This window comes from Streptomyces sp. NPDC058683, from assembly GCF_042716195.1.
Taxonomy (GTDB): Bacteria; Actinomycetota; Actinomycetes; order Streptomycetales; family Streptomycetaceae; genus Streptomyces.
The window spans coordinates 42,485-59,079 of record NZ_JBHXSK010000017.1; the positions used below are offsets into that span (position 1 = coordinate 42,485).

At 72.9% G+C, this 16,595-nt stretch carries 16 protein-coding genes; 12 read left to right on the plus strand and 4 right to left on the minus strand.

Going from position 1 to position 16,595, the window contains the following annotated elements; translation table 11 throughout:
- Nucleotides 1-42 precede the first annotated feature (42 nt).
- A complete protein-coding gene (locus ACFWXC_RS20090; RefSeq protein ID WP_351704751.1) occupies nucleotides 43-789 on the plus strand; it encodes a ferritin-like fold-containing protein in 747 nt (248 codons plus the stop codon).
- Between the two features lie 133 nt (nucleotides 790-922).
- On the opposite strand, the gene ACFWXC_RS20095 is transcribed toward ACFWXC_RS20090, so the two are convergent.
- From ACFWXC_RS20095 to ACFWXC_RS20110, 4 genes are all read right to left on the minus strand, one after another.
- Nucleotides 923-1,195 (minus strand): hypothetical protein, encoded by a 273-nt coding sequence (locus ACFWXC_RS20095; protein WP_384480663.1) that lies wholly within the window; start codon nucleotides 1,193-1,195, stop codon nucleotides 923-925.
- A 174-nt stretch (nucleotides 1,196-1,369) separates the two neighbouring features.
- Nucleotides 1,370-1,597 carry a DUF3107 domain-containing protein gene (locus ACFWXC_RS20100; RefSeq protein WP_046730492.1) on the minus strand — a complete coding sequence of 76 codons (228 nt, stop codon included), beginning with the start codon at nucleotides 1,595-1,597 and terminating at the stop codon, nucleotides 1,370-1,372.
- A 150-nt stretch (nucleotides 1,598-1,747) separates the two neighbouring features.
- The gene (locus ACFWXC_RS20105) at nucleotides 1,748-2,389 is read right to left on the minus strand and encodes a TetR/AcrR family transcriptional regulator (RefSeq protein WP_384480444.1); all 642 of its coding nucleotides are present in this window, start codon (nucleotides 2,387-2,389) and stop codon (nucleotides 1,748-1,750) included.
- Between the two features lie 166 nt (nucleotides 2,390-2,555).
- Entirely contained in the window at nucleotides 2,556-2,786 is a 231-nt protein-coding gene (locus ACFWXC_RS20110) for a hypothetical protein (RefSeq protein WP_384480446.1), read from the minus strand.
- A 329-nt stretch (nucleotides 2,787-3,115) separates the two neighbouring features.
- Between ACFWXC_RS20110 and ACFWXC_RS20115 the strand changes: the two genes are divergently transcribed.
- The 11 genes from ACFWXC_RS20115 (at nucleotide 3,116) to ACFWXC_RS20165 (ending at nucleotide 16,583) form a co-directional block, all read left to right on the plus strand.
- Nucleotides 3,116-4,108, plus strand: coding sequence for an alpha/beta fold hydrolase (locus tag ACFWXC_RS20115; RefSeq protein ID WP_384480448.1), 993 nt, complete (start codon nucleotides 3,116-3,118; stop codon nucleotides 4,106-4,108).
- 7 nt (nucleotides 4,109-4,115) lie between these two features.
- Nucleotides 4,116-5,633: a DUF3152 domain-containing protein gene (locus tag ACFWXC_RS20120; protein WP_384480450.1), complete on the plus strand. Its 1,518-nt coding sequence runs from the start codon at nucleotides 4,116-4,118 to the stop codon at nucleotides 5,631-5,633.
- A gap of 56 nt (nucleotides 5,634-5,689) precedes the next feature.
- Nucleotides 5,690-5,782 carry an Ms4533A family Cys-rich leader peptide gene (locus tag ACFWXC_RS20125; protein ID WP_366901440.1) on the plus strand — a complete coding sequence of 31 codons (93 nt, stop codon included), beginning with the start codon at nucleotides 5,690-5,692 and terminating at the stop codon, nucleotides 5,780-5,782.
- Between the two features lie 165 nt (nucleotides 5,783-5,947).
- Nucleotides 5,948-7,666, plus strand: a complete 1,719-nt coding sequence (locus ACFWXC_RS20130; protein WP_384480452.1) for an ABC transporter substrate-binding protein — start codon at nucleotides 5,948-5,950, stop codon at nucleotides 7,664-7,666.
- 4 nt (nucleotides 7,667-7,670) lie between these two features.
- Nucleotides 7,671-8,783: an ABC transporter permease gene (locus ACFWXC_RS20135; RefSeq protein ID WP_384480454.1), complete on the plus strand. Its 1,113-nt coding sequence runs from the start codon at nucleotides 7,671-7,673 to the stop codon at nucleotides 8,781-8,783.
- Complete coding sequence (locus ACFWXC_RS20140) at nucleotides 8,780-9,778, plus strand: ABC transporter permease (RefSeq protein ID WP_384480456.1); 999 nt, start codon at nucleotides 8,780-8,782, stop codon at nucleotides 9,776-9,778. Before ACFWXC_RS20135 ends, ACFWXC_RS20140 begins: the two co-directional genes overlap by 4 nt.
- The gene (locus ACFWXC_RS20145) at nucleotides 9,775-11,367 is read left to right on the plus strand and encodes a dipeptide ABC transporter ATP-binding protein (RefSeq protein WP_384480458.1); all 1,593 of its coding nucleotides are present in this window, start codon (nucleotides 9,775-9,777) and stop codon (nucleotides 11,365-11,367) included. The genes ACFWXC_RS20140 and ACFWXC_RS20145 overlap by 4 nt, the downstream gene beginning before the upstream one ends.
- 228 nt (nucleotides 11,368-11,595) lie before the next feature.
- Nucleotides 11,596-13,377 carry a DUF3492 domain-containing protein gene (locus ACFWXC_RS20150; RefSeq protein ID WP_384480460.1) on the plus strand — a complete coding sequence of 594 codons (1,782 nt, stop codon included), beginning with the start codon at nucleotides 11,596-11,598 and terminating at the stop codon, nucleotides 13,375-13,377.
- A gap of 254 nt (nucleotides 13,378-13,631) precedes the next feature.
- Nucleotides 13,632-14,705 carry a hypothetical protein gene (locus ACFWXC_RS20155; protein WP_384480462.1) on the plus strand — a complete coding sequence of 358 codons (1,074 nt, stop codon included), beginning with the start codon at nucleotides 13,632-13,634 and terminating at the stop codon, nucleotides 14,703-14,705.
- A gap of 181 nt (nucleotides 14,706-14,886) precedes the next feature.
- Nucleotides 14,887-15,846: an NAD-dependent epimerase/dehydratase family protein gene (locus tag ACFWXC_RS20160; protein WP_351745507.1), complete on the plus strand. Its 960-nt coding sequence runs from the start codon at nucleotides 14,887-14,889 to the stop codon at nucleotides 15,844-15,846.
- Nucleotides 15,834-16,583 carry a spherulation-specific family 4 protein gene (locus tag ACFWXC_RS20165; RefSeq protein WP_384480464.1) on the plus strand — a complete coding sequence of 250 codons (750 nt, stop codon included), beginning with the start codon at nucleotides 15,834-15,836 and terminating at the stop codon, nucleotides 16,581-16,583. The genes ACFWXC_RS20160 and ACFWXC_RS20165 overlap by 13 nt, the downstream gene beginning before the upstream one ends.
- Nucleotides 16,584-16,595 lie beyond the last annotated feature (12 nt).

Consider the following 16,595-nt stretch of genomic DNA (forward strand, 5'->3'; position numbering starts at 1 on the left):
GGGTCTTCCCCGGGGCTTCCCGGAGGCGGCGGGCGGGCTATTGTGCGCTTCATGACGAGCTCTGACAAGCCTGAGACCGCCTCCGCCGAACCGACCGGTGTCGCCGCCCAGGACTGGGCGCGGGCGGCCGCCGACCCGCAGTACCGTGCCGCGGTCGTGGACCTGCTCGGCGCGCTCGCGTACGGCGAGCTCGCGGCGTTCGAGCGCCTCGCGGAGGATGCCAAGCTGGCGCCCTCCCTGGTGGACAAGGCCGAGCTGGCGAAGATGGCGTCGGCCGAGTTCCAGCACTTCGAGCGGCTGCGGAACCGGCTGACGGAGATCGGTGAGGACGCGACGCAGGCGATGGAGCCGTTCGTCGCGGCCCTCGACGGCTTCCACCGGCAGACGGCGCCGTCGGACTGGCTGGAAGGCCTGGTCAAGGCGTACGTCGGCGACTCGATCGCCAGTGACTTCTACCGGGAGGTCGCGGCCCGGCTGGACTCGGACACGCGTGAGCTGGTGCTGGCCGTGCTCGACGACACGGGGCACGCCGGGTTCGCCGTGGAGCGGGTGCGGGCGGCCATCGACGCCGACCCGCGCGTGGGGGGCCGGCTGGCGCTGTGGGCGCGGCGGCTGATGGGAGAGGCGCTGTCGCAGTCCCAGCGGGTCGTGGCCGACCGGGACGCGCTGTCGACCATGCTGGTGGGCGGGGTGGCCGACGGGTTCGATCTCGCCGAGGTGGGGCGGATGTTCTCGCGGATCACCGAGGCGCACACGAAGCGGATGGCTGCGCTGGGCCTGGCCGCCTAGCGCTCAGTGCGCTCCGCGGGGGGATCAGGGGGAGTTGCGCGGCTGCGGCTGCGTGGTGGCTGGTCGCGCAGTTCCCCGCGCCCCTTCGGGGGCGCCTCGGCTCGGGGCGTTTGAAGGTCTGCGGCGTTTGACGCTACGCCGGAATTGATCGTCGGCGCACGTGGCGGCCCGCCGGGCGGAGCAGCAGTGAGAGGGACGCCGCCGAGACGATCGCGGCACCCAGAAGGCTTACGAGGACCGTGCCGGGGCCGAGCGCGCTGTGGGTGACGAAGTCGCCGAAGAGGGCTCCTGCGACACCTGTGGAGAACACCAGGGGGCGGGCCGGAAGACGGTGGGAAAGGCGGCTGGCCGCGGCCCACGACAGGGCCAGGCCGAGCAGTGCGGATCCAATGACTTCCAGCAGCATCACGAGGGGTCCCTCCCACGGCCGGCCGGTGCTTCACGGTCGTAGGCCGTCATACCCGTGACCTGCTTACGTAAATCCACCTCTGTGGGTCTCTTGTGCACCGTATCTGGAACGCGCAAACGACGGTGGCCCCCGGCGGACAGACGTCCGCCGGGCCCCTCCGTGCTGCTGTGGCTAGACCGCGCTGAAGCCCACCTTGCGCACCGTCGGCTCGCCGAGTTCGATGTACGCCAGGCGGTCCGTCGGGACCAGTACCTTGCGGCCGCGCTCGTCCTCCAGGGACAGCACCTGCGACTTACCGGCGAGCGCGTCGGCGACGAGGCGCTCGACCTCCTCGGCGTTCAGACCGCTCTCCAGCACGATCTCGCGGGGCGCGTGCTGCACGCCGATCTTGACCTCCACGGCTATGTCCCTCCGACGGTCAGTGAAGTGCGCGGCCTTCCGCGCCGTACGCAGCACACATTAGCCCGGTGAGGGGACGTACACGCTGTGGGCGGGCACGCCAGGAGCGAACAGCGAACGGGAATGCCGGGACGACAGGCCCGTGACGCCTCAGTGGTGGTCGGTGCCGTGCAGCGGGAAGCCGGCGATGCCCCGCCAGGCCAGCGAGGCCAGCAACTGCACCGCCTGGTCGCGCGGGACGCTGCGGTCGCTGTGCAGCCAGGAGCGCGCCACCACCTGGGCGAGGCCGCCGAGGCCGGAGGCCAGCAGCGTCGACTCGGCGCGCGAGAGGCCGGTGTCCTCGGCGATCACGTCACAGATCGCCTCGGCGCACTCGTTGGTGACCTTGTCGACGCGCTCGCGCACCGCGGGCTCGTTCGTCAGGTCGGACTCGAAGACCAGGCGGAAGGCGCCGCCGTCGTCCTCGACGTACGCGAAGTACGCGTCCATGGTCGCCCGGACCCGCTGCTTGTTGTCGGTCGTCGAGGCGAGCGCCCCGCGTACCGCCTGGATCAGCGCGTCGCAGTGCTGGTCCAGCAGGGCCAGGTAGAGGTCGAGCTTGCCCGGGAAGTGCTGGTAGAGCACCGGCTTGCTGACGCCGGCGCGTTCGGCGATGTCGTCCATCGCGGCCGCGTGATACCCCTGCGCGACGAAAACTTCCTGGGCGGCGCCCAGCAACTGGTTCCGACGGGCACGGCGCGGCAGGCGCGTGCCCCGCGGGCGCGCCGCCTCTGTCTGCTCGATGGCTGTCACGCCGCCTCCCAAAATCGTCCACATGCGGATTACGCCGCCCGGCCATCGTACTTTTCGGTAACCGTGCTGTGCGTGGTGCGAGCGCAGAATTTCACGTACCGGACGGCGGCGAAAGCCGCACCGGGAAATGCGGACAGGCCAGGTGGACCCGTCGGAGCCCGCGCGGTCAGCGGTAGTCGTCCTCGTCGAGGGAGACCACGCGTGCCTGTTCGATGAGATCGGCCTCGTTCGCGCGGTCCTGGTTCACGCCGGTGAGCGGGTCGTCATGGGACGGTGCGATGTCCGTGTGCTGCTCGGCTGCGTCGCCCTCCGGGGCCTCGACGTCGATCTCCGGGGCGTCCTGCGCCTCCGGCTCCAGATCGTCGAGCACGTCGGGGTCGGTGGGGTCATAGGCCATGGTGGGCTCCCTTCCATCGAATGTCCCTGGCAGAAGCAGGGGGCCATAAACGGGTGCCCTCTTTATGAGCCTAGGAGACAGCGGATGCGGACGCTATGCCATCGACGGCCGTTCGCCCCGGATGTCGCCGACGGCCGCCCCCCTCGGCCTCGCCGACGGCTCGTCGGCGGTCGGGCACGGGCTGTTCGGTGGCCCGTCGGTGGTCGGGCGTCGGCTCGGCCATGGGCCGTCGGCGCGTCTTCCGTGGTGCGGCGCGGCGGCTCGCCCGGGTGGCCATCTGTGATGGCGAACACACGAATCACTGTGTGATCGTCTCGTAACATTGGCCCATGTCTTCGACCGAGCTGCCGTCAGTGCCGCCCACCAGCGTGCTCCCGAAGGTGGTGGCCGTCCGAGTCGCGGAGGGCGAGCGGCTGCGGTCGGTCGGGCTGCCCGGCGTCACCCTCACGGTCCGGTCCAGGCCGCCCACGCGCACGGGCCTGCCGCCCGCGCTGTACGTCCACGGGCTCGGCGGCTCCTCGCAGAACTGGTCGGACCTGATGCAGCGGCTCGAAGGCGTCGTGGACGGCGAGGCGGTCGATCTGCCGGGCTTCGGCGACTCCCCGCCGCCGGACGACGGCGACTACTCGGTCACCGGGCACGCGCGCGCGATCATCCGCTACCTCGACGCGGTCGGCCGCGGTCCGGTCCATCTCTTCGGCAACTCGCTCGGCGGTGCGGTCAGCACCCGGGTCGCCGCCGTCCGCCCCGACCTCGTCCGCACGCTCACACTCATCTCGCCGGCCCTGCCCGAACTGCGCGTGCAGCGCACGGCCATGCCGACGGTGCTGCTCGGCCTGCCCGGCGTCGCCGGACTGCTCACCCGCGCGACCGGCAAGTGGACCGCCGAACAGCGGGTACGGGGCGTGCTGGCCCTCTGCTACGGCGATCCGGGCCGGGTCACGCCCGAGGCGTTCGAGTACGCGGTGGAGGAGCTGGAACGGCGGCTGCGGCTGCCGTACTTCTGGGACGCGATGGCGCGCTCCGCCCGCGGGATCGTCAACGCGTACACCCTGGGCGGGCAGCACGGACTCTGGCGCCAGGCCGAGCGGGTCCTCGCCCCGACCCTGCTGATCTACGGCGGCCGCGACCAGCTCGTCGGCTACCGCATGGCACAGAGGGCCGCGCGCACCTTCCGGCACTCCCGGCTGCTGTCCATGCCGGACGCCGGGCATGTGGCGATGATGGAGTACCCGGCGGCGGTGGCCGGAGCGTTCCGTGAACTCCTCGCGGACGCCGACGAGTTGAGTGCCGGTACGGTCGCGCCCGGCGCGGGGAGCTGAGGGGCGGGTGGGACGCCACAGCCGCCGCGGCCCGGCGCCCAAAGGCGACGCCGGGGACATAACCGGCATAGGTCCGAACCGGAACGGCGACTCAGGAGAGGGCGACCGCGGGGGCACCGGGCCGGCCGTGCCGCGCCCGGCCCGCGGCACCCCTGCCGAAGGGGCCCCGCGCCTTCAGGACGGCACGCCCGTGCGTGGGATGCCCCGCCTTCCCGGCGGTGCGCCCGCGCAGGGGGCGCCTCGGTTCCCGGACGGCACGCCTGCCCACGGTGTGCGCCGGTACCCCGACGGCACCCCGGCCCACGGTGTTCCCCGCTTCCCGGACGGGACGCCCGCCCACGGTGTCCCCCGGGCCCGTGGCGGTCACCCCCAGCAGCGGGAGGCGGGCGGTGGCTGGGGCGAGGTGGGCGGCCAGGCCGGTGCCGCCGCCTCGGGGGCGGCCGGGCCGTCGATACCCCGGCAGCGGCGCGGCGGGCCCGGTGGGCCCCGGCAGGACTACGTCGACGCCTTCGGCGAGGACGTCGACGTCTTCACGCCCCGCCCGGGCATCGGCGCCCAGCGTGCGGAAACGTATCCGCCCTCCTCCGGTGCGAGTGCATCCCTGTTCGACCCCGGCCCGCGTACCTCCCCGCTCGCCTCCGAGGCGTACAGCGGCGACGGTGGCGGCGATGACGACGCGCCGCCCACCGGTGAACCCGCGCAGCCCAAGGGCGGCAAGGGGCGGGCCTTCGCCGGTGTCGCGGCCGCCGCCGTCACCACCGTGCTCGCGGTGATCGTCGCCGGGCAGGTCACCGACGGCGGCGACAGCGGCGTACGGTCCCAGTCGGCGGCCGGCGACGCACGGGCCACCGACGGTTCCGCCTCGCGCGGCAACGGCCGTACGACCCCGTCCGCCTCCGTCTCCGCCTCGCCGAGCGTGGCGACGCTCTCGTACGAGCAGGCGATGGGCAAGAAGTACCCGCTCGGCGCCAAGCTGGCCGGGTCCGGGAAGTTCGACGCGGTGCCCGGGATCGCCAAGGCGCCCGGCAAGGGGCAGAAGTACACCTACCGCGTCGACGTGGAGCAGGGGCTCGGGCTGGACGGCGAGCTGTTCGCCGCGGCCGTGCAGAAGACGCTCAACGACGACCGCAGCTGGGCCCACAACGGCGCCCGTACCTTCGAGCGCATCTACTCCGGCAAACCCGACTTCGTGATCACTCTCGCCAGCCCGGGAACCACCGCCGAGTGGTGCGCCAAGTCCGGCCTCGACACGACCGAGGACAACGTGTCGTGCGACTCGGCCGCCACCGAACGCGTCATGATCAACGCGTACCGGTGGGCGCAGGGCAGCAAGACCTACGGCGACAAGATCCATGCATACCGGCAGATGCTGATCAACCACGAGGTCGGCCATCGGCTCGGCTACGGCCATGTGACCTGCGACAAGGACGGCGAGCTGGCGCCGGTCATGCAGCAGCAGACCAAGTTCCTCGACCACGACGGCATCCACTGTCTGCCCAACCCCTGGCCGTTCCCGAAGAGTTGACAGGTGGCGCACAGGCCACATTGACATGGGCAAAAAGTTCATACATATTTCTGGGCATGTCGTCCCTCCACGCCTCCCCGCGCGCTGCCATCGAGCTGGCGCTCATCGGCGTGACCGCGCTCTGCGTGGCCGACATTCACTGTCGCTGACCCTCGCCCCTGGGCGTTCGCGTCGCGATCCCTCTCCGTCGCCGTGACTCGGTCACGGCCTTTTCGACGACCTGACGCCCGGGCAGACGTCTGTTCACTTCCGTCTCACTCCTCGTCAATCTGTCTCGCCGATCGAGACCCGCCTTCCGAGAGGTCGTCATTCCGATGCGTCAACCGTCCGCCATAGCGCGCCGCATGGCCGTGGCATCCGTCAGCCTGGTCGTGGCAGCGGGGGCCGTCGCCTGCGGGCCGAAGGACAACGATGCCAAGGGCTCCAGTGGCGACTCCACGCCGCACAAGGGCGGCACGCTCACGGTCCTGAACTCCGACCCCCAGTCGGACTTCGACCCCGCCCGCCTGTACACCTCCGGCGGCGGAAACGTGCCCTCCCTGGTCTTCCGTACGCTCACCACCCGCAACCGCGCGAACGGCGCCGCCGGCGCCAAGGTCGTCCCCGACCTGGCCACCGACACCGGGCGGCCCAGCGAGAACGCGACCGTGTGGACGTACACCCTGAAGAAGGGCCTCAAGTACGAGGACGGGACCGCGATCACGTCCGCCGACATCAAGTACGGCATCGAGCGCTCCTTCGCCCCCGAACTCTCCGGCGGCGCGCCCTACCTGCGGGACTGGCTGGTGGGCGCGGCCGACTACCAGGGGCCGTACAAGGACAAGAAGGGGCTCTCGGCGATCGAGACGCCGGACAGCCGCACGATCGTCTTCCACCTGAACAAGCCCGAGGGCGAGTTCCCGTACCTGGCCACGCAGACGCAGTTCACGCCCGTCCCGAAGGCCAAGGACACGGGCACGAAGTACGAGGAGCACCCGATCTCGTCCGGCCCCTACAAGGTCGTGAAGAACGAGAACGACGGTGAGCACGTGGTGCTGGAGCGCAACACGTACTGGTCGTCGGCCGTCGACGACCAGCGCAAGGCCTACCCGGACACCGTCGACGTGCGCTCCGGGCTCGACTCCTCCGTGATCAACCAGCGGCTGTCGTCGTCCCAGGGCGCGGACGCGACCGCCGTGACCACGGACACCAACCTCGGCCCGGCCGAGCTCGCCAAGGTGACGGGCGACAAGGAGCTGGCCGCGCGGGTCGGCACCGGCCACTTCGGCTACACGAACTACATCGCGTTCAACCCGACGGTCAAGCCGTTCGACAACGCCAAGGTGCGGCAGGCGATCTCGTACGCCATCGACCGGTCGTCCGTGATCAACGCGGCCGGCGGCAGCGCGCTCGCCGAGGCCGCGACCACCTTCCTGCCGAACCAGAAGTCCTTCGGCTACACGCCGTACGACCTGTTCCCGGCGGGCGAGACCGGCAACGCGGCCAAGGCCAAGGAACTGCTGAAGGCAGCCGGTTACCCGAACGGGCTCACCGTGACGCTGACCCACTCCAACAGCAAGGACTTCGAGACCAGCCCGGAGATCGCGACCGCCGTCCAGGACGCGCTCAAGAAGGCCGGCATCACGGTCAAGCTGGAGGGCCTGGAGGAGAACGACTACAAGGACAAGATCCACAGCGTCAAGACGGAGCCGGGCTTCTTCCTCGCCCACTGGGGTGCCGACTGGCCGTCCGGCGGTCCCTTCCTGGCCCCGATCTTCGACGGCCGGCAGATCGTCAAGGATGGAGCGAACTTCAACACCGGTCTGCTCAACGATGCTTCGGTCAATGCCGAGATTGACGCGATCAACAAGTTGACCGACCTCGACGCGGCCGCCAAGCGGTGGGGTGCACTGGACAAGAAGATCGCCGGGCAGGCGCTGACCGTGCCGCTGTTCCACCCCGTCTACAAGCGACTGGTCGGCAAGGACATCAAGAACGTCGTGATCAGCGACTGGACCGGCGTCCTGGACATCTCCCAGGTCGCGGTGAAGTAGCGCCGTGAGCGAGGCACTTGTCGCCACCCAGGCCCCCGAGGCGATCGCCTCGGGGGCCTCGGGGGCCCGTCAGTTCTGGCGGCGGCTGCGCACCCGGCGTGCCGCCCTCGTCGCGGCGGCCGTCGTCGCGCTGCTCGTCCTGGTCGCGCTCGCCGCGCCCCTGCTCACCGCGATCGAGGGCCAGGACCCGACGACCTACCATCCGTCCCTCATCGACTCCGCGCGCGGCGGTGTGCCGATCGGTTCCTTCGGGGGCATCGGCGCCGACCACTGGCTGGGCGTGGAGCCGCAGACCGGGCGGGACCTCTTCGCCCGCCTGGTGTACGGCGCCCGGGTCTCCCTGGGGGTGGCGCTGGCGGCGACCGTGATCCAGGTCCTCCTGGGGCTCGTCATCGGGGTGGCGGCCGCGCTCGGCAGTGGATGGGTTGATCAACTGTTGAGCCGGTTCACGGACATCTTCGTCGCGATGCCCTTGATGGTCATGTCGCTGGCGCTGCTCGCGATCGTCCCGCAGAGCTTCCCGCGGCCCGTCCTGGTCACCCTTGTCATCGGGTTCATCGCCTGGGGCAACATCGCGAAGATCGTGCGCGCCCAGACGCTCACCCTGAAGGGGCTCGACTACGTCGCCGCCGCGCGGCTCAGCGGCTGGGGCACCTGGCGCATCGCCCGCCGCGAGCTGCTGCCCGGGCTGGCCGCGCCGGTCATCACGTACGCGTCCATCCTGATCCCGGTCAACATCAGCACCGAGGCGGCCCTGTCCTTCCTCGGTGTCGGCGTGAAGCCGCCGACGCCGTCCTGGGGGCAGATGCTCACCGCCGCCGACGTCTGGTACCAGGCGGCTCCGCAGTACCTGCTGCTCCCGGCTGGCGCGCTCTTCGTGACCGTCCTCGCGCTGACCGTCCTCGGCGACGGCGTCCGCATCGCCCTCGACCCGCGCGCCGCGTCCCGGCTGAGCGTCGGCACGGGGCGCAAGCGGGAGGCCAGGGCCACCGGGTCCACGAGGTCCGGCGGGGCCGCCGGCTCCGACACGTCCGCCGGGTCCACCGGATCCGTCACGTCCGCCGGATCCGTCACGTCCACCGCGTCTGCCGCGTCCGCCGAGGAGGGGTCCGCATGAGCGGCTTCGGTGGGTTCCTGGTCCGCCGCGCCATCGGCATCGTCGTGACCCTGCTGGCCATCTCGGTGATCGTCTACGTCGTCTTCTACGCCACCCCCGGCAACGTCGCCCAGATCACCTGCGGCCCGCGCTGCTCCCCGGAGCAGGTGCACCAGGTCGCCCAGCAACTGCGCCTCGACGACCCCCTGTACGTGCGCTACTGGCACTTCCTGGAGGGCCTGCTCGTCGGCCAGGACTACTCGACCGGCACCTCCGTGGAGCACTGCTCGGCGCCCTGCCTCGGGCTCTCCTACCAGACCGACCAGCAGGTGCTGAGCATCATCCTCACCAAGCTCCCGGTCAGCCTCTCGCTCGTCCTCGGCGCGATGGTGCTCTGGCTCGTCCTGGGCGTCGGCACCGGCGTGCTCTCCGCCTGGCGGCGCGGCAGGTTCACCGAACGCGTTCTGACCGCCTTCACGCTGGCGGGCTGGGCCACCCCGGTCTTCGTCATCGGCCTCGTGCTGATGATCGTCGTCTGCGGCGAACTGCAGCTGCTGCCCTTCCCGCAGTACGTCAACTTCACCGACGACCCCGAACAATGGGCGTGGAACCTGCTGCTGCCGTGGCTGTCCCTGGCCCTCATCGAGGCCGCCGCATTCGCCCGGCTGACCCGGTCGTCGATGCTGGAGACGCTGGCCGAGGACCACATCCGCACCTTCCGCGCGTACGGCGTCGGGGAGCGGGCGATCGTCGGACGGCACGCCCTGCGCGGGGCGCTCGCGCCGGTCATCGCGCTGAACGCCAACAACGTCGGCTCGGCCGTGGGCGGCGCGGTGCTCACCGAGACGCTGTTCGGACTGCCCGGCATCGGCCAGGAGCTCGTCCACGCCGTCAACGTGGTCGACCTGCCCGTCGTCGTCGGAATGGTCCTGGTCATCGGCTTCTTCGTGGTCATCGCCAACGCCGTCGCGGACGTGCTCTACGCGGTGGCCGACCGACGGGTGGTACTGACGTGAGTCTCGTCCGAGTCACTGATCTGACCGTCGAGTTCGGCGACCTGCGGGCCGTGGACGGACTCTCCTTCAGCCTGGACGCGGGCGCCGCCCTGGCACTGGTCGGCGAGTCCGGCTCCGGCAAGTCCACCGTCGCCTCGGCCCTGCTCGGGCTGCATCGCGGCACGGGCGCGCGGGTCGGCGGCACGATCGAGGTCGCCGGCACCGACGTACAGGCGGCTTCCGACGAGGAACTGCGGCGGCTGCGCGGCGCGAAGGCGGCGATGGTCTTCCAGGACCCGCTGTCCTCCCTCGACCCGTACTACGCGATCGGCGACCAGATCGCCGAGGTGTACCGCGTGCACACGCGCGTGTCGCGACGGGCCGCACGCGCGCGTGCCGTGGAGGTGCTGGACCGGGTGGGCATCCCGGACGCGGCCCGCCGGTCCCGGTCGCGCCCGCACGAGTTCAGCGGCGGCATGCGCCAGCGTGCGCTGATCGCCATGGCGCTCGCCTGCGAGCCCGACCTGCTGATCGCCGACGAGCCCACCACCGCCCTCGACGTGACCGTCCAGGCCCAGATCCTGGACCTCCTGCACACCCTGCGCGAGGAGACCGGCATGGGCCTGCTGCTCGTCACGCACGACGTGGGCGTGGCCGCGGAGAGCGTCGACCGGGTGCTCGTCATGCGGCACGGGCGCGTGGTCGAGCAGGGCCCGGTCGCCGCCGTGCTCGGGGCGCCCGCGCAGCCGTACACGCGCGAACTGCTCTCCGCCGTCCCGCGCGTGGACGCGGTGCGCGCGCCCTCACAGGCGACCGAGGAGGCCGTGCTGGAGGCGTCCGGCCTGCGGCGCGAATTCGGGCGCGGCAAGGGGGCGTTCGCGGCGGTGGACGATGTGTCGCTGACCGTCCACCGGGGCGAGACCCTCGGCATCGTCGGTGAGAGCGGCAGCGGCAAGACGACGCTCGGCCGGATGCTGGTCGGGCTGCTGGAGCCGACGGCGGGGGAGGTCCGTTACGAGGGGCACGCGCGCGTGGGCGTGCGGCCGGCCGTCCAGATGGTGTTCCAGGACCCGGTGTCGTCCCTCAACCCCCGGCGCAGCGTGGGTGAGTCGATAGCCGATCCGCTCCGCGCGCGTGGCGAACACGACGAGGGGCGCATCCGGGGGCGTGTGATCGAACTGCTGGAGCGCGTGGGGCTCCAAGGGGCGCACTACGAGCGCTATCCGCACGAGTTCAGCGGTGGTCAGCGCCAGCGCGTGGGCATCGCGCGGGCGCTCGCGGCCGACCCGCGCGTCATCGTCTGCGACGAGCCGGTCTCCGCGCTGGACGTCACCACCCAGGCCCAGGTCGTCGCCCTGCTCGGGGAGCTCCAGCGCGAACTCGGCCTGGCGCTCGTCTTCGTCGCCCATGACCTCGCCGTCGTCCGCCAGGTCAGCGACCGGGTCGCGGTGATGCGCCGCGGCCGGATCGTCGAGACCGGACCCGCCGACGAGGTCTACGACAACCCCCAGGACCCGTACACCCGGCAACTGCTGGCCGCCGTACCCGCCCTCGACCCCGAGGCCGCGGCCCGGCGACGGGCGGTGCGGCGGGAACTGGCGTCGGCGTGACGTTTCAGCAGCTCCTGGGCGCCTCCTGAGGTGACGTTTCGCTGTCGATCGATCTCTTAGCGAGACCGAACGCTACCCGCACGGGAAAGTTACGACCGTTCACCCCTTTTGGTGGCGTGATGGACAACCGTCCGTCGCGCCACCGCCTTGTCCGCATACGTTCGTCCCGCTGCGAGCCACCGAGGCAACGGTGGCTCCCCATACGGGAGATCGATCGGGGGTGCACACGTGCGCATCGGACTGCTTACGGAGGGTGGCTATCCGTATGTGAGCGGTGACGCCGGACTCTGGTGCGACCGGCTCGTGCGCGGGCTCGGGCAGCACGAGTTCGACCTCTACGCGCTCAGCCGCAGCAGGCGCCAGGAGGACGAGGGCTGGCTGCCGCTGCCGCCGCACGTCAGCCGGGTGCGGACGGCGCCCTTGTGGACCGCCGATGAGGACGGGGTCGGGTACGGCCGGCGCGCCCGCCGGCGCTTCGTCGAGAGCTACGGGGAACTGGCGGGGGTGCTGTGCGCCGGTCCGGGCATCGGTGGCCCGGCCGGTCCGGGCCCGGACGGCGCAAACGGTGGGGACGGCGCAAACGGTGCGGACGGCTCCGGCGCAGGACCCGGTCACCTGGCGGACCGTTTCGGCAGCGCGCTCTACGGACTCGCCGAACTCGCCCGTGACGAGGGCGGACTGGTCGGCGCACTGCGCTCCGACAGCGCCGTGCGCACGCTGGAGCGTGCCTGCCGCGCACCCGGCGCACTCGGTACGGCGCGCGAGGCGCGCGTGCCGGATCTGCTCGCCGTCGCCGCGCACCTCGAACGCGCCCTGCGCCCCCTCTCGCTCGACTGGTACGGCGACGACGGCCTCGGCGCCGCCGACCTCTGCCACGCCACCGGCGGCGGCCCGGCCGCCCTGCCGGGCCTGCTCGCCCGCCACTTCTCCGACGTGCCGCTGCTGGTCACCGAGTACGGCGTGCACCTGCGTTCGCACTACCTCGCCTCCGGCCCCGACGCGGCCACCCCGGCCGTGCGCGCACTGCTCGCCGCCTTCCACGGCCGGCTCGCCGCCGAGGTCTACGGCCGCGCCGCGATCATCACCCCCGGCAACGCGCACGCCCGCCGCTGGCAGGAGCGCTGCGGCGCCGACCGCTCCCGCATCCGCACCGTCCACCCGGGCATGGAGGCCACCCGCTTCGCCGAGGTCGGCGAGGCACCGGACCGGGCCGACCCGGACACGCTGGTGTGGGTCGGCCGGACAGAGCCGTCCAAGGACCTGGTGTCGCTGCTGCACGCCTTCGCGGAGGTCCGCAAGGAGGAGCCCAAGGCGCGGCTGCGGGTCGTGGGCGCCCCGACGGGACCGGAGGGCCGGGCCTATCTGGGCCACTGCAAGGCGCTCGCCGCCCAGCTCTTCCCGGACGAGGCCGAAGGGGTGCACGCCGTCGGCGACAACCCGGTCGCCTTCGAGGAGATCGGCGGCCCGGAGGCCCCGACCCTCGCCGACGCCTACGCGTCCGGATCGGTCGTCGTCCTCTCCAGCGTCGTCGAGGGCTTCCCGGTCGGCCTGGTCGAGGCGATGCTCTGCGCCCGCGCGACCGTCTCCACCGACGTCGGCGCCGTGGTGGAGGTCATCGGCGGCACCGGTCTCGTCGTACCCCCGCGCAATCCGCGGGCGCTCGCGGAGGCGTGCGTGGCGCTGCTGCGCGACCCCGAGCGCCGTGAGCGCCTCGGAGCCGCCGCACGCGCCCGGGCGCTCGAACTGTTCACCGTCGAGCAGAACATCGCGGCATTTCACGGCATTTACCTGGAGATCGTCTCGCACTGCCCGGTACGCCGGGTCGTCCTCGACGAGGCCGGGGAGCCGCTGCCGTTCGCAGCTCCGGCCGAGGCGCATGTCCCCGGCCGCTGGACCGGCCCGACGGCCCGCGTCGTGAGCCGGGGCGGGCCCGGCTGGGCCCTGGGCGCCCCCCTGGGGCCGACCCCGGTACGGGCCACGCCGCTCGCGGCCCCGGAGGGCGCCCTGTGAACGGCGACGAGGACGGCGCCGTGAACGGCGGTCCGGGGGAGCGCGACCGGCCCGGGCCCCCCGGCGGGGCCGACGCCTGGGACGTGCGATCGGAGGAATGGCTCCTGGGCGTGGCCGCGGGCGGCTCGGCTGACGCCCTGTCCGGGAGCGGGTCGCCAGGGTCGGCCGCGGTGTCCGGCGGGGGCTCCACGCGGACTGCCCGGGACACCGCGGGCCGCCGCGGATCCGCCCCACGCCGAGGCGTCGCCGACCCCGTGAAAGCGCTGATGCACCGCCACCGCGCGCTCTGCGAGCAGGCCGTCGACCCGCTGGAGATCGCGGCCGGCCTCGAAGCGCACGGCGTCACCGACCGGACCGCCGCCCGCTTCCGGCACCGTGACGTCTTCTCACTCGCCGAGGAGCTCTACGCGCGCGTGCCCCGCGACGGCGACCGGCGCCCGTGCCCGGAACCGGCGCCCGCGCCCCGCGTGCGCGCCGACTGGGCGCTGCGCACGCTTCTGCCGGGCGCGGTCGGCGTGGCGGTCGTGACCGGCGTACGGCTCACCGAGGGGCGCCCGCGCCTCCTGACGGCGGCCGCCGGCCTGCTCGCCCTCGCCCTGGCCGCGGGCTTGGCCCTGCGTCGCGGCCCCCTGGCCGTGCCCGCCCGCACCCTCGCCCGGCACACCCTGACCGGCACGCGCGCGTGGACCTGCTGGCTCCTCGCCTACGCCCTCCTCGGCAACGGCCTTCTGCGCGCCGTCCTGGACGGCGGCCCCGACGGCCTCCCGACCGGCGCCGCACACGGCCCCTGGCCGGTGACCACCGCGCCCGTCCTCGCTCTCACCCTGGCCTGCGCCCCGGCCGGCTGGAGCGCCCATCTCTTCACGGCGGGCGCCCGTCGCAGGCTCACGGGCAGCCGGGGCCTGGAGGAGTTCGCCGGGGCCGTACAGCCGCTGCTGCTCGGCACGTTCGCCCTCTACCTGGGCGTCCTCACCGCCCTGCTCGCCCTGTGCGGCGCCGCCCTGGGCGAACCCGCCGGCTACCCGGAGGCCCTCACCCTCGGCGCCGTGCTCCTGCTCGCCCGCCTCCTCACCGTCCACAACGTGCCGCAGGGCCCCACTCTCGCCCTGGCCGCCGCCGGCGAGGCGGCCGCCGTCGGCCTGGTCCTGGCCGGCCGGCTGCCCGGCTGCGCCTTCCTCGCGGCCCCCGTCGACGCCCTGGCCGGCGCGTGGGGCGCGGGCAGCGTCCCGGCCCTCGTCTGCGGCGCCGCGGCCCTGGCACTGCTGATCCAGGCGACCCGCACCCTCACCCGGGCCTCGGCCCACGCGCCGACGGGGGACCCGGAGTGAGCAGAGCCGCCGATCTCTTCGCCTGCCTCACCGTGCCGTCGCGGCGGCAGGCGCCCGGCACCCCGCCGGAGGCAACCGCACCACCCCGTGAAGGAGACCACCAGATGACCACCTCCCGACCCGGACCCGGAGCGTCCGGAACCACCGGAGTCGCCGGAGCGCACACCCCGGGAGCCATGCGATGAGGGTTCTGCTGATCGGAGCCAACGGATACCTCGGCCGCTTCGTCGCCGACCGGCTGCTCGCCGACCCGGCCGTCCAGCTCACCGCGCTCGGCCGCGGAGACGACGCCGACGTCCGCTTCGACCTCGCCACCGGCAGCCCCGGTGCGCTCACCCGCTTCCTCGACGCGGTCCACCCGGGCGTCATCGTGAACTGCGCCGGCGCCACCCGCGGCGGTGCCCGGGAACTCACCCGGCACAACACCGTCGCCGTCGCCACCGTCTGCGAGGCTCTGCGCCGCAGCGGCTGCGGCGCCCGCCTGGTGCAGATCGGCTGCAGCGCCGAGTACGGCCCGAGCCAGCCCGGCTCCTCCACCGCCGAGGACGCCGTACCGCGCCCCGGCGGCCCGTACGGCGTCAGCAAGCTCGCCGCCACCGAACTGGTCCTCGGCTCCGGCCTGGACGCGGTCGTCCTGCGCGTCTTCTCGCCCGCGGGGCCCGGCACCCCGGCCGGCTCCCCGCTCGGCCGCCTCGCCGAAGCCATGCGCCGCGCCATGCAGTCCGGCGACGGCGAACTCAAACTCGGCGGCCTCGGCGTCCAGCGCGACTTCGTCGACGTACGCGACGTCGCCCGCGCCGTCCACGCGGCCTCGCTCTCCGCCGCCCAGGGCGTCATCAACATCGGCTCCGGTCGCGCCGTCCGGCTGCGCGACGCCGCCGCCGTCCTCGCCCGGGTCGCCGGATACGGCGGCGCCCTGCACGAACTCGACGGCCCGCCCGGCCCGTTGCGCAGCCCCATCGGCCACCCCCGCCTGGACCCCGACCACGCGGCCCCGGTCGCGTATCCGTACCCGGACGGCTGCGGCAGCTGGCAGCAGGCCGACGTGCGCTGCGCCCGCGACCGGCTCGGCTGGCGGCCCCGTATCAACCTCGAAGAGTCCCTCGCGGACATCTGGATGGAGGCGGCATGCCGCATCTGACCAGTACCAGGGCGGGCGCCGCGACCACCGGCGTCCGCACCGCCTTCGGCATCCCGGGCTACGCCCACCCCCTCCTCGCCCCGGCGCAGTGGGCCGAACTCACCCGCCCGGGCACCCCTCTGCACTGGGTCGTCCTCGACGTGGCGAACGGCCCCGGCAGCCGCCCCGACCCGCACTGCCTGGAGGCGGCCGGCCGCCTCCGCAACGCGGGCGTCCGGGTCCTCGGCCACCTGGACACCACCTACGGCGCCCGCCCGCACGGCGACCTGATCTCCGACGCCCGCCGCTATCACGACTGGTACCGCGTCGACGGCTTCCTGCTGGACCGCTGCCCAGGCGAGCGCACCGCGCTGCCCGAGATCCGCCGCGCGGTCGCCACGCTCCGCACCATCGGTGACGCTCCCCACATCGTCCTCGGCCATGGCACCCACCCCCACCCGGGCTACGCCGAGAACGCCGACCAACTGGTGACCTTCGCCGGCCCCTGGAGCGACTACCGCTGGTCCCATGTCGCCGAGTGGACCGCGGACTATCCACCGGACCGCTTCTGCCACTTCGTGCACGGCGTGCCCCGCGGCCACCTCGACGAGGCACTGCGCATCGCCCGCTGGCAGGGCGCCGCCACCATCTACTTCACCGACCGCACAGATCGCGGCGGTCGAGTGGACCCCTGGGAGAACATGCCCGGCTACTGGGACGACATCGTCTCGCGGGTCGGGACGGGTGTCTCGGAATGAAGGTGGCCGTGG

Excerpts from the sequence above, each read along its gene's own strand:
- ACFWXC_RS20095 (WP_384480663.1), bottom strand. The coding sequence starts at position 1,195 with ATGCTGCTGGAAGTCATTGGATCCGCACTGCTCGGCCTGGCCCTGTCG.
- ACFWXC_RS20110 (WP_384480446.1), bottom strand. The coding sequence starts at position 2,786 with ATGGCCTATGACCCCACCGACCCCGACGTGCTCGACGATCTGGAGCCG.
- ACFWXC_RS20115 (WP_384480448.1), top strand. The coding sequence starts at position 3,116 with ATGTCTTCGACCGAGCTGCCGTCAGTGCCGCCCACCAGCGTGCTCCCG.
- ACFWXC_RS20125 (WP_366901440.1), top strand. The coding sequence starts at position 5,690 with ATGTCGTCCCTCCACGCCTCCCCGCGCGCTGCCATCGAGCTGGCGCTC.
- ACFWXC_RS20130 (WP_384480452.1), top strand. The coding sequence starts at position 5,948 with ATGCGTCAACCGTCCGCCATAGCGCGCCGCATGGCCGTGGCATCCGTC.
- ACFWXC_RS20140 (WP_384480456.1), top strand. The coding sequence starts at position 8,780 with ATGAGCGGCTTCGGTGGGTTCCTGGTCCGCCGCGCCATCGGCATCGTC.
- ACFWXC_RS20160 (WP_351745507.1), top strand. The coding sequence starts at position 14,887 with ATGAGGGTTCTGCTGATCGGAGCCAACGGATACCTCGGCCGCTTCGTC.
- ACFWXC_RS20165 (WP_384480464.1), top strand. The coding sequence starts at position 15,834 with ATGCCGCATCTGACCAGTACCAGGGCGGGCGCCGCGACCACCGGCGTC.